Source organism: Ruegeria sp. HKCCA6707, assembly GCF_013033515.1.
Taxonomy (GTDB): domain Bacteria; phylum Pseudomonadota; class Alphaproteobacteria; order Rhodobacterales; family Rhodobacteraceae; genus Ruegeria.
In genome coordinates this window covers 339,774-352,185 of sequence record NZ_WQEG01000002.1, presented here as the reverse complement: position 1 = coordinate 352,185, position 12,412 = coordinate 339,774, and the positions used below count along the sequence as shown (strand labels likewise).

At 58.3% G+C, this 12,412-nt stretch carries 12 protein-coding genes; 5 read left to right on the top strand and 7 right to left on the bottom strand.

The genetic code is table 11. The annotated features are described in order from the left end of the window. Window positions 1-7: 7 nt before the first annotated feature. The 5 genes from GOW40_RS07670 to GOW40_RS07650 are packed head-to-tail and all read right to left on the bottom strand — an operon-like array spanning window position 8 to window position 4,498. Entirely contained in the window at window positions 8-1,297 is a 1,290-nt protein-coding gene (locus GOW40_RS07670; RefSeq protein WP_171132068.1) for a TRAP transporter large permease, read from the bottom strand. After that, complete coding sequence (locus tag GOW40_RS07665; protein WP_171132070.1) at window positions 1,298-1,885, bottom strand: TRAP transporter small permease; 588 nt, start codon at window positions 1,883-1,885, stop codon at window positions 1,298-1,300. Between the two features lie 53 nt (window positions 1,886-1,938). Then, window positions 1,939-2,454 carry a flavin reductase family protein gene (locus tag GOW40_RS07660; RefSeq protein ID WP_171132072.1) on the bottom strand — a complete coding sequence of 172 codons (516 nt, stop codon included), beginning with the start codon at window positions 2,452-2,454 and terminating at the stop codon, window positions 1,939-1,941. Continuing rightward, window positions 2,454-3,344, bottom strand: coding sequence for an aldo/keto reductase family oxidoreductase (locus tag GOW40_RS07655; protein ID WP_171101508.1), 891 nt, complete (start codon window positions 3,342-3,344; stop codon window positions 2,454-2,456). The genes GOW40_RS07660 and GOW40_RS07655 overlap by 1 nt, the downstream gene beginning before the upstream one ends. Beyond that, window positions 3,344-4,498 (bottom strand): LLM class flavin-dependent oxidoreductase, encoded by a 1,155-nt coding sequence (locus GOW40_RS07650; RefSeq protein WP_171101506.1) that lies wholly within the window; start codon window positions 4,496-4,498, stop codon window positions 3,344-3,346. The genes GOW40_RS07655 and GOW40_RS07650 overlap by 1 nt, the downstream gene beginning before the upstream one ends. A 106-nt stretch (window positions 4,499-4,604) precedes the next feature. Here GOW40_RS07650 and GOW40_RS07645 point away from each other — a divergent pair, with 106 nt between their 5' ends. The 5 genes from GOW40_RS07645 to GOW40_RS07625 all read left to right on the top strand — a co-directional run bounded on the left by GOW40_RS07645 (window position 4,605) and on the right by GOW40_RS07625 (window position 10,302). Continuing rightward, complete coding sequence (locus tag GOW40_RS07645; protein ID WP_171132074.1) at window positions 4,605-5,315, top strand: GntR family transcriptional regulator; 711 nt, start codon at window positions 4,605-4,607, stop codon at window positions 5,313-5,315. 12 nt (window positions 5,316-5,327) lie between these two features. Further along, window positions 5,328-6,422, top strand: a complete 1,095-nt coding sequence (locus GOW40_RS07640) for a Gfo/Idh/MocA family protein (protein ID WP_171132076.1) — start codon at window positions 5,328-5,330, stop codon at window positions 6,420-6,422. 195 nt (window positions 6,423-6,617) lie between these two features. Next, the gene (locus GOW40_RS07635; protein ID WP_171132077.1) at window positions 6,618-7,799 is read left to right on the top strand and encodes a phosphoserine transaminase; all 1,182 of its coding nucleotides are present in this window, start codon (window positions 6,618-6,620) and stop codon (window positions 7,797-7,799) included. Between the two features lie 58 nt (window positions 7,800-7,857). Further along, window positions 7,858-9,453, top strand: coding sequence for a phosphoglycerate dehydrogenase (gene serA, locus GOW40_RS07630; protein ID WP_171132079.1), 1,596 nt, complete (start codon window positions 7,858-7,860; stop codon window positions 9,451-9,453). Between the two features lie 120 nt (window positions 9,454-9,573). After that, the gene (locus GOW40_RS07625) at window positions 9,574-10,302 is read left to right on the top strand and encodes a metallophosphoesterase family protein (protein WP_171132081.1); all 729 of its coding nucleotides are present in this window, start codon (window positions 9,574-9,576) and stop codon (window positions 10,300-10,302) included. A 4-nt stretch (window positions 10,303-10,306) separates the two neighbouring features. Here GOW40_RS07625 and GOW40_RS07620 read toward each other — a convergent pair whose 3' ends face one another. Both GOW40_RS07620 and GOW40_RS07615 read right to left on the bottom strand, forming a co-directional pair. After that, complete coding sequence (locus tag GOW40_RS07620; RefSeq protein WP_171132083.1) at window positions 10,307-11,011, bottom strand: GntR family transcriptional regulator; 705 nt, start codon at window positions 11,009-11,011, stop codon at window positions 10,307-10,309. Between the two features lie 22 nt (window positions 11,012-11,033). Then, window positions 11,034-12,389 carry a formimidoylglutamate deiminase gene (locus GOW40_RS07615; RefSeq protein WP_171132085.1) on the bottom strand — a complete coding sequence of 452 codons (1,356 nt, stop codon included), beginning with the start codon at window positions 12,387-12,389 and terminating at the stop codon, window positions 11,034-11,036. Window positions 12,390-12,412: the final 23 nt, after the last annotated feature.

The window sequence follows — 12,412 nt, the reverse complement described above, 5'->3', positions numbered from 1 at the left end:
AACTCAGTTAGTTGGCAAATCCCGTTATCCTCGGGATCGTCATGGATATTGCGGGGATATATGTGATCAGGAAGATCACGATAATTTCGACAGCCAGAAATGGCAGGATCGCCTTGGCGATGGTTTCGACCTTTTCGCGTGACACCGCAGCGGCCACAAACAGCACAAGCCCCATGGGTGGCGTGGCCAGACCCACAGTCAGGTTGACGCTCATGATGATGGCGAAATGGATCGGATCGACGCCGAGGCTGGTGAAAATGGGGCCAAGGATCGGACCCAGAATGATGATCGCGGGGCCTGCATCCAGGAACATGCCGACGATGAACAGCAGCAGGTTGATCAGGAACAGCAGGATCAGCGGGTTTTCCGACAGGCTCAGGATCAGCGAAGCCAATTGCTCGGGCGCGTGGCTGAGGCTGACCACCGTTTTGAAGGCCATCGCGGCCCCAACCAGCAGCAGTACAACAGCCGAGGTCAGACCGGCATTGCTGAGAATTTCTGGCACCTCTTTTAAGGTGAGCGTACGCAACACAAAGAAACCGATAATAAAGGCATATCCCACGGCAACAGCGGCAGCTTCGGTCGGGGTGAATACCCCACCCAGAATGCCGCCCAGGATGATCACCGGGGTCAACAGCGGGAAGAAGGCTTTCAGACTGGCCTGCCCGCGCTCGGGCCAGGAGTATTTGCGGCTGGCGACAGGAAAGTCGTATTTGTCGGCCATAAATTTGATCATCAGCATCAGGCCAACGCCAACCATGACACCGGGCACGATGCCCGCCAGGAAAAGCGCGGCGACGCTTTCGCCCATCACATAGGCATAGATGATCATGATCCCCGAAGGTGGAATGATCGGTCCGATCACCGAACTTGCGGCGGTGATGGCGGCGGCGAATTTACGGGTATAGCCCTGTTTCTCCATCGCCGGAATCAGCATCGACCCAAGGGCCGAGGTATCGGCCACCGCCGAGCCAGACAGACCGGCAAAGAGGATCGAGCTGAGCACATTCACATGCGCCAGCCCGCCGCGCAGGTGGCCCATCAGGGCTTGGCTGAATTCGACCAGTCGAATGGTAATGCCGCCACGATTCATCAGCTCTCCGGCCAGCATGAAGAACGGGATCGCCATCAGCGGAAAGCTGTCCATGCCGTTATAGACATTGCGATAGAGCAGCGTGATGTCGTTTGTCTGCCCGTTCAGCCACAGTAGGATACCGGGCGCGGCCAGAAGCGCGAAAAAGACCGGCAGGCCGATCATCAGAAAGACAAGGAAGGTGGGTAGGAACCAGATCAGCATCTATTCAGCCCCCACCGGCGCATCTGCAATTTCGGGCAGCAGGTCCTTGCCCCCCATAAGCGTCACGATCGCGCGCAGGATCAACTCGATATTCACGGCAACCAGCAGGACGATGCCCACAAGCAATGAGGCCATCATCCAGCTGCGCGGGATGCGATACCATTCGTCAAAGCCCAGTGATGTCGGCAGATAGAGCGCTGCGGTGGCGAACTTGCCTCCAAAGCCTGTGACCTCGGACCAGCCGATATTGACGGCCACCAGTAGGACCAAAAGCGAAACGAGCAGCAGGCACAGCATCAAAAGCTGGCCCAATACGCGCGGAAGCATCAGGGGCAACATGTCGATGGCCACAAAGCCGCCGCGCCGGAACGCAGTGGGGGCCATGAGGCCGGTCATCCACAACATACAGAACCGCGCCGCCTCGTCCGGCCAGGGCAAGGCGTTGCCTAACACGTATCGAAAGAACACCTGAATCAGGATTGCGATGACCATGAGTGCAATCGCAACAACGCCAACCGCGCGGCCAAAACGCAGCACGGTTTCGTTCACGAATGCAATCGGCGCAAGCACCGATGCCAGTCCGCCCATGCGGATCCTCCCTTTTTTGGCTGCGGGTATCACCCGCAACCGTCAGATCGCGCTTAGTGCTGCGCGAATTGGCCGAGTTTCCCGGCATAGAAGGTCAGCGCGTCTCCATCGCTCATGCTGGCCTTCAGGACTTTGCCCACCACGATCACATGATCCCCCGCATCGTGATAGGCGTGTTGTTCGCATTCGAACCGCGCCAGACAATCTGGCAGCAGCGGTGTTCCGTTCGCACACCGCTCATGCTGGATGTCGCGCAGAGCGTGAGCGTTCTTCGAGCAGCCAAAGCACAGCTCGGCCTGTTCCGACGATAGCACGTGAACGGTGAAATGGCGCGCTTTGTGGAAATAGGGGAACCGGCGCGAGTTCCGGTCGCCCGCCCACATGATCAGCGGCGGGTCCAGGGACAGAGACGAAAAGCTGTTGGCCGTGATGCAGATCGGGCCATCATCACTGTCACAGGTCACAATGGTCACACCGGTGGCAAAGCGCCCAAACGCGTCGCGCAACGTGCGTGTGTCATCCTTATGTGGCACAAAAGTATGGTTCATGTCTTTCGAGATTGCGTTCATCACGGTACCTCATGCCCAAGCGCCGCCTCATAAAGGCGGTACCAGCTTTCCCGATCCAGTTTGACTTTGAGCGCGTCAGTGGCGCGCTTGATCCGGTCTAGGTTGTTTGTACCCAGAACCGGCAGAATATTTGCAGGATGAGCCAGCAGGAAGGCCACGGCAACGGCGGCGCGGTCTACACCGAACTCGGCAGCGATTTCGTCTGCGACAATACCGACGGGCGGGTTTCCGGCCATCAAAAGGCCACCGCCCAAGGGCGACCAGGCCATGATCGGATGGCCGTGTTGTTGATGGAAAGCCAGATCTCCGTTGGTGAACGGGCTGATCTCACCCAGCGAGATTTCGATCTGGTTGGTCACAAGTTGCGTTTTCATCGCCGATTGCAGCAGCGACCAGTCCCACGGACGGAAGTTCGACACGCCAACGGCGCCGACCTTGCCGCTGGCCACAACCTCATCAAGAGCCGCACCGGTTTCATGATGATCCATCAACGGGTCAGGCCGGTGGATCAGCAGCAGATCGATATGATCGGTGGCCATTTCCGACAGCGATGTGTCGACGGATTGCAGGATGTGGGCGCGCGAGGTGTCATAATATTTGACCTTGGCGTGTGCATAACGACCCATCGGCGCGACGATGTCGCATTTGGTGACGATCTCCATCCGTTGCCGCAAGGCCGGATTGGCGCGCAGGGCCGCGCCCAAAACGGCCTCGGCGGCATAGCCACCATAGATATCGGCCTGATCGAAAGTGGTGATGCCCTGATCCAGACAGGCTTGGATCTTGGCCTCGACATGACTTGCCGACGTATCGGTATCGTCGCCCAGCCGCCACATGCCATACACAAGGCGGCTCATTTCCAGCGTGTCGGATAGTTTCACACGTTGCATCAGCGACGGACTCCGTTGCCCAGCGGTGTCGCCGGGGTCGTTTCAGGCACGCGACCGTATTCTACAGGCAGCGAGCAGGTTTTCAGATTAGGCAGTACGCGCGCACCAAAGTGTTTGGCTTCGTCAAGGTGCGGATAGCCCGAGAAGATAAAGGCGCGGATGCCCATCTTTTGATACTCTTCGATCTTGGTCATGACCTGATCGGTTGACCCAACCAACGCCGCCCCACAGCCGGACCGTGCCCGTCCGACACCAGTCCAAAGCCCTGGCTCGACATAGCCATATTCATCCGCCAAATCGCGGTTCTTGGCCTGATGCGCCACACCCAGAGATGTGGAATCCAGCGCCCGTTCGCGGATCGCGCGGCCATATTCGTCATCCAGCTTGGACACGATGTAATCCGCGTATTCCTGCGCCTCGGCCTCGGTGTCGCGCACGATCATATGCACGCGCAGCCCATAGTCCAACGTGCGGTCGTAGTTCTCGGCCACCGCATGAACGGCCTTCATCCGTTCTGCCAACTGATCCTTGGTTTCGGGCCACATCAGATAGACATCGCAATGCTCGCCGCACAGATCCAGCGCGGACGGGGAATAGCCCCCGAAATACAGCAGCGGGCCGCCTGTCTGGTAAGGTCGGGCCGGGTCTGTGGTCAGGCCCGAGAAACTATAGACCTCACCTGCATGATTGATCTCATCCTGCGTCCAGGCCTGTTTCAAAATCTCGACCACTTCGCGCGAGCGCTGATACCGGAAGGCGCTGTCAGCTTTTTCGCCGGGGAAGTCGGATGAGATAATATTGACGGTCAGCCGACCCTTGAGCATGTGATCCAGCGTCGCGATGGTGCGAGCCAGCATGATGGGCTGCATCTCGCCGCAGCGTACAGCGGCCAGCAGGTTGATCTTTTCCGTAATCGGCGCGCATCCGGCGACAAAGCTCAGCGTGTCTTGCCCAACTTGATAGGAAGACGGGCACAAGATGTTGCGAAAGCCTTGTGCTTCGGCCTCTTTCACGATGCTGGAACAATGGTCCCAGCTGGACCGCAGATCCCCATCGGGCACGCCCAGAAACTGATAATCGTCCGAACACAACGCGGAAAACCAGGAAACCTCGGCCGCGTCCAGATCGGGTGATGTAATGGGGACGATGGTCATCTAAACTTGGCTCCGTGCGGTTTTGCTTTTTCTCTTGCGTAGCAATCACATTGATGTAGATCAATAGTGTATCAATTTTTTCCGCGACAGAGTGAAGCGCCCGCACGTGTCCCCCAACAGCCGAAACCCAAACGCACTGCCGATCTATGTGCAGATCGCGGAATTGCTGATCCGCGACATCGCCGCTGGTCGCTTGATTGACGGTGAGCGTTTGCCCCCAGAACGCGACATGGCGGCAGAGCTTCAGGTCTCAGTCGGGACGTTGCGAAAATCGCTCGCCGAGCTTGCGAAAAAAGGCATGTTGGAGCGTATTCAGGGCTCGGGCAATTATGTTCGTGACACCGGAACACAAAACAGTGTCTATGCCATGTTCCGTCTGGAACTACCCGAAGGCGGTGGCCTGCCGCGCGCGGATGTTCTGTCGGTCGATCATCTGGAGAAGCCTGCGGACCTGCCGCAATTCGGGACGTCGCAGCGCGGCTCTCGCGTACGCCGAATGCGCTACCTGAATGACACAATTATAGCGGTCGAAGAAATCTGGCTGGACGAATCAGTTGGCCTGATCGACCAGAGCCTGCTGTCGGACTCGCTTTATCGCTATTACCAGCACCAGTTGGGCTTTTGGATCACGCGCGCCGAGGACCGGGTTTCGATCCAAGCGCTGCCCGACTGGACGCCTGACGGCTTCACCAAACCCGCCGGGCAGATCGCAGGGTATATCGAGCGGTTCAGCTGGTCGGAAACGGCAGAGCCCGTCGAGTTTTCAAAAACATGGTTCGATCCTGATCGGGCCACCTATGTCCAACGTTTGAAGTAAAAGGAAACACCCATGACCCGGACCATCCACTATGGGCTGATCGGATGCGGCATGATGGGGCAAGAGCACCTTCACAACATCGCCTTGCTTGAGGGCACGCGCGTCTCGGCGATATATGAGCCGGATGCCGAAATGGCCCAAACCGCGCAGGCCATCGCCCCGGACGCGGCACTTGTTGGGTCGGTGCAAGATCTGCTTGCGGTCGAAGATCTGGATTGTGTTGTCATCGTCAGCCCAAATCACCTGCATGTGGATCAGATCTGCGACATTGCTGCGACGCGCCCGTTGCCGTTGCTGGTGGAAAAACCCCTGTTCACCGATCCGCAGGATTTAACGCGGCTTGAGGCACTGGCTCGGGATTATCCCCATCCGATCTGGGTGGCGATGGAGTATCGCTATATGCCGCCCATTGCGGCGCTCATTGATCAAGCGGACGTCACGGGTGGTGTCAAAATGCTGTCGATCCGCGAACACCGCTTTCCGTTTCTCGAGAAGGTTGGGAACTGGAACCGGTTCAACCGCAACACCGGCGGAACCTTTGTCGAGAAATGCTGCCATTTCTTCGACCTGATGCGGTTGATCCTTCAGTCTGATCCGGTGCGGGTCACGGCCAGTGGCGGACAGGCCGTTAACCATCTGGATGAAAGCTATGATGGCGAAGTGCCCGACATTCTGGACCATGGCTATGTGATGGTCGATTTCGCGAACGGAACGCGGGCCATGCTGGAGCTGTGCATGTTCGCCGAGGGTGCGCGCTATCAGGAAGAAATTTCAGCTGTGGGCGCGCAGGCCAAGATCGAGGCATTGGTGCCGGGTCCGGGCCGGTTCTGGCCCGAAGATCTGGGCGAACCGCCTGTTCCGCAGCTCATCGTCAGTCCGCGAGCGCCCAAAGGGCCGGTGTCAAAAGACATTCAGGTTGATCCCACTTTGCTGGCGGCTGGGGATCACAACGGATCGACCTTCTATCAGCATCAGGGGTTTCTGGAACTGCTGCGCGGTCAACGCGCACGCCCGGACGTGACATTGCAGGACGGCATCTGGGCCGTTCGGATGGGTCTTGCCGCGCAACAGTCGCTGAGCACGGGCGAGGCGGTGCGCCTTACGTAAACCTTTCAGATAAGGCGCATGTCCGGCAGAGATTTGCGCCTATCGGAAACTTCAGTTCGCGATTTTTGTCACGAGCCGTGTCGTTTTCGGCGAATGAACCGTCTTTTCTGCTTGCTGACGCTGCGCGCGCAGCATAGCTCTGCCCGTGGGACACCCCTCCCCAACGAGGGGCGTGTATCTGGAAGGGTAATACAGATGACTATCGAACAACCGGCGTCGCGCGACGCCGCTCGCAAACCTGATATGCGGCCGGCGAATCCGCGTTTTTCCTCGGGCCCCTGCGCCAAACCCCCTACATTTGAACTCAGCAAACTGGCCGATGCTGCGCTGGGCCGCTCGCACCGTGCTGCTGTCGGCAAGGACAAGCTGAAAGCCGCCATCGAAGGCACGCGTGAGGTGCTGGGCATTCCGGCGGACTACAAGATTGGCATTGTTCCCGCCTCGGACACCGGTGCGGTCGAGATGGCGATGTGGTCGCTGTTGGGCGAACGCAAGGTCGAGATGCTGGCCTGGGAAAGCTTTGGCGCGGGTTGGGTGACCGATGTGGTCAAACAACTGAAGATCGACGCCGAGATCAAAACCGCTGATTATGGGCAGATCGTCGATCTGGCCTCGGTCGATTTCGCCAATGACGTTGTGTTTACCTGGAACGGCACCACCTCGGGCGTTCGGGTGCCGAATGGCGACTGGATCGCGGATGACCGCGCCGGGCTGACCATTTGCGACGCCACAAGCGCCGCATTTGCGATGGACCTGCCCTGGGACAAACTGGATGTGACCACGTTCAGCTGGCAAAAAGTGCTGGGTGGCGAGGCCGCACATGGCATGATCGTCCTGAGCCCCCGCGCTGTTGAGCGGTTGGAAAGCTACACCCCCGCTTGGCCCTTGCCCAAGATCTTCCGCCTGACCAAAGGTGGTAAGTTGATCGAAGGCATCTTTACAGGTGCAACGATCAACACACCGTCGATGCTTGCGGTCGAAGATTATCTGTTCGCGCTAGACTGGGCGCGCTCGGTCGGTGGGCTGCAAGGCCTGATCGCTCGGGCCGACGCCAATGCCGGTGCGGTACATGCGTTCTGTGACCAGAACGACTGGATCGCCAACCTGGCCGAAGACGCAGCGACGCAATCCAAAACTTCTGTGTGCCTCAAATTCACCGACCCGCGCATCCAAGATGGCGCAAGCTTTGCCAAGGCCGTGGCCAAACGGCTGGAGGCCGAGAACATCGCGCTGGACATCGGCGCCTATCGTGACGCGCCCGCGGGCCTGCGCATCTGGTGCGGCGGCACGGTTGAGACCTCGGATATCGAGGCGATGTTGCCATGGCTGGCCTGGGCGTTTGAGGCTGAGATCGCAGCGCAAAGCGAAGCCGCCTGACCTTTTTTCCGGGCCGCGTCTGGCCCGGACTTTCCATACAATTCAAGGACCAGAGATTATGGCCCCCAAAGTACTCGTATCTGACAAGCTCAGCGAAACCGCCGTGCAGATCTTTCGGGATCGCGGCATCGACGTGGATTTCATGCCCGATCTGGGTAAGGACAAAGACAAACTGGCCGAGGTGATTGGTCAGTATGACGGTCTCGCCATCCGGTCGGCCACCAAGGTCACACCGACCATTCTGGAAAAGGCCGACAAGCTGAAAGTCATCGGTCGCGCCGGGATTGGCACTGACAATATCGACAAGGAAGCGGCGTCGAAAAAGGGTGTGATCGTGATGAACACGCCGTTCGGCAACATGATCACCACGGCTGAACACGCGATTGCGATGATGTTCGCGGTTGCGCGGCAAATCCCCGAAGCCTCAACCTCGACCCATGCGGGCAAGTGGGAAAAGTCCAAGTTCATGGGGATCGAGTTAACCAACAAGACCCTCGGCGTCATCGGCGCGGGCAATATCGGTGGTATCGTCTGTGAACGTGCGCTGGGCCTGAAGATGAAGGTTGTGGCCTATGACCCCTATCTGGGCGAAGAGAAAGCCGCCAAGATGGGTGTGGAAAAGGTGGAACTGGATGAGCTGCTGGCCCGCGCCGATTTCATCACTCTGCACGTTCCGCTGACCGATCAGACCCGGAATATCCTCAGCCGCGAAAACCTGGCCAAGACCAAGAAAGGCGTGCGTATCGTCAACTGTGCCCGGGGTGGTCTGGTGGACGAAGAGGCTCTGGCCGAAGCGCTGCAATCGGGCCATGTCGCCGGTGCGGCCTTTGACGTGTTCAGCGAAGAACCGGCCAAGGAAAACGCCCTGTTCAACCTGCCCAACGTGGTCTGCACACCGCACCTTGGTGCGGCGACAACCGAGGCACAGGAAAACGTGGCGCTGCAAGTGGCCGAGCAGATCTCGAACTATCTGCTGACCGGCGCGGTGGAAAACGCGCTGAACATGCCCAGCGTGACGGCGGAAGAAGCCAAAGTCATGGGCCCATGGATCAAGCTGGCCGGTCATTTGGGCAGCTTCATCGGTCAGATGACGGATGAGCCGATCAAAGCGATCAACATCCTCTATGACGGGGTCGCTGCCGAGATGAACCTGGCCGCGCTGAACTGTTCGGTCGTGGCGGGTATCATGAAAAAGTTCAACCCCGAGGTAAACATGGTCTCGGCCCCTGTTGTTGCCAAAGAACGCGGTATTCAGATCTCGACCACCAACCAGGACAAATCCGGTGCGTTCGAGGGCTATATCAAGGTGACCGTCGTGACCGAAAAGCGCGAGCGTTCGATTGGCGGCACCGTGTTCAGCGACGGAAAACCGCGCTTTATCCAGATCAAAGGTATCAACATCGATGCCGAGGTCGGCGCTCATATGCTTTATACCACCAACGAAGACGTACCGGGTATTATCGGTGCGCTGGGGCAGACGATGGGCGAGCACGGCGTGAACATCGCTAACTTTACACTGGGCCGCGCCGCGGCAGGCGGGGAAGCGATTGCGTTGCTCTATGTGGACGAGCCTGTCCCTGCTGAGGCACGCGCCAAACTGGCTGAGACAGGGCTGTTCACACAGATCAAACCGCTGCAGTTCGATGTGGCCTGACCCAAGCTGTTGAGTTTCTGAGACAGTTTCATGCCCGCTCTAAACCCAGAGCGGGCATTGTCTTTTTTCTCAATGGGATTTGCGTCAGAAAGCAAACATTCAAACCGTTGAGGATGCCCCATGACAAACCCGATCTACGCAGTTGGTGACCTGCATGGGCAAACGGCCGAGTTTGATCGTGCGATGTCGCTGATCTCGGAAGACGGCGGGCCGGACGCACGGGTTGTTTTTCTGGGTGACTACGTTGACCGGGGACCGGACAGTCTTGGTGTAATCGACCGTCTGATCTGTGGCAAGGATGCCGGGCGCAACTGGATCACACTTCTCGGCAATCATGACAGGATGTTCGCCTGGTTCATGGAGGATATCCCACGTCATGATCCGCATCTGTTGGTCGGCTACCATTGGCTGCATGACCGCTTGGGCGGGATCGAGACTCTCAAGAGCTATGGTGTTGAGTTCGAGGGGCAGATCCGGCTTGAGGATTTGCACGCCAAGGCGAAAGCTGCCGTTCCGTACTCACACGAGGCATTCCTGCGGGATCTGGTGCTGATGCATCAAACGCCAGACCTCGCTTTTGTACATGCGGGAATTCGACCAGGCGTCGCTTTGAATGCGCAAAATGCAAACGATCTGGTTTGGATTCGGCAGGAGTTCCACAATTTTATCGGAGCGCATCCTAAGTTGATAGTACACGGTCACACTCCTGTTGATGCAGCTACGCATTATGGCAACCGGGTCAATCTGGATACAGGTGCTGGCTATGGCCATCCTGTTTCCGTCGCAGTCTTCGAAGGAAAAGACTGCTGGCTTTTGACGGATCATGGCCGTGTTCCTCTGCGGGCCTAAGTCCTTAGATTTGAGTGGTCATCCGATACCCTGCGCCGAAATAGAGCTTTGCGAAAGTCACTGGTGCCCCCTGCAGCCAGGTGATCCGCTCGGCGGTGAAAACCGGCTCATCTTTGGGAAGGTCAAGAAATCCGGCAACCGCTTCATCGGCGCGGCTGGCCAGAAAGGACAGCTCGACATTGGTGAAAGGCACGGTCTGAACCAACCACTCATTCGGGCCTAATTCGGCGAAATCGGCTGCCAAAACCTGCGGCACGCTTGCGGCATTGATCCAGCGGTCTTCGAATTGGAACGGGGTGTTCCCGGAAAAGTGCATGCAGCGCACATGGGCAACCTGTTGACCTTTGCGCAGAGCCAGACGCGCGCATAGCCATTCCGGTGCGTCGAGAATTTCGGTTGAGACATGGGCATAGCGATAGACGTCACCAGCCGCAGTGACTTCATCGCGCACGAGCGGAATAGTGAATTTGGCCTGCCTCTGCGGCGCGCGCAACACGCGGGTTCCGGCCTTGCGTCGTCGCTCCAGATACCCTTCTTCGGCCAGTTCTCTCAACGCGCGGTTTACCGTTGTGCGGGTGCAGGAAAAGCTGTTCGCCAGCTCTTCTTCGTTGGGCAGCAATGTGTCGGGTTGCCATTCGCCCGAGCGGATACGCTCAAGCACGGTATGCTTGATGTCTTTGTAACCGGTTATGTCGTTGGATTGGGTCATTCAGGCTCTGATACTTGGGGTTTCAGACATTTTGCAAGAGATCGCGCATCGCGGCGCGGTAGGTGGCAAGGATGGTGTCACGCTCGATATGCCGTCCGCCCCGAACCATGTGCCGCCCGGCGGACCACAGATCGGTGACCAACCCGTCAGGCGCGGCGAAACACACACCATCCAGCACTTGATCATCCTTCAGCGCGCACAGGGTCGGGTGGGTGCGGTCGATGGCGACAAGATCCGCCAGATATCCCGGAGCGATCTGACCCGCCTTCCGGGCGAGCGCCTGTGCCCCGCCGAGCGCCGCGCCGCAATACAGTGTCTGGCCAACCGATCCAGCCGCGGGCACTAGAACTGCCCGCGCCTTATCCCGCAGGCGTTGGGAATACTCCAACATGCGCAGCTCTTCCGGGGCCGATATCCGTATGTTGGAGTCTGAGCCGACGCCAAATGCCCCTTTCGCACGCAGATAGGTGGCCCCGTTGAAGATACCGTCGCCCAGATTGGCCTCGGTGATCGGGCAGAGGCCAGCCACCGCACCGGATCGGGCCATTGCGATCGTTTCCGCATCGGTCATATGGGTTGCGTGGATCAGGCACCAGCGGTCGTTTATATCGGCATTGTTCAACAGCCACTCCACTGGTCGTGCGCCGAGGGTGTTTTTTACATCCTGAACTTCTTTGACCTGTTCGGCGATGTGAATATGAACCGGGCCGTCCGTGGTGTGATCCAACACCTCGCGCAGATCATGCGCCGAGGTCGCCCGCAACGAATGTGGCGCAATGCCAATTGCGCTGTCGGGCAGGGGTAAGCGGTCGCGGCAGGCCTCTAGCAAGTTGAGATATTCATCCACGCGATATCCAAACCGCAACTGCCCACCCTCAAGCGGCTGCTGTTCGACACCGCCATAGGTATACAGCACCGGCAAATGCGTCAGCCCGATGCCGGTCTGTTCAGCGGCAGCAAAGATGCGCTGGCTAAGCTCGCTTTCGCTGTCATACCGCTGACCGCCGGGCTGATGATGGACATAGTGGAACTCTCCGACCGAAGCGAACCCGGCCTCTTGCATCTCAAGAAAGGCCAGTGCGGCGATGGACTGAATGTGATCAGGCGTCAAACGATCCAGAAACCGATACATCAAGTCGCGCCATGTCCAAAAGCTCTCTCGCCCTTCAACGCGGGTTTCGGTCATCCCGGCCATGGCGCGCTGAAAAGCGTGGCTGTGAAGGTTCGCAAGCGCGGGAAGCAATACACTGACCTGGATGTCATGATCCTTGGGTTGTGCACTCTGTTCTACCTGCGCGATCCGCCCATCTTCGACGATCACACGGATATTTCTGACCCACTCAGAGCCTAACAAAGCGGATTCGGCAAAGATCGTCACGGCGTTCTCATTTTGTGTAGTAA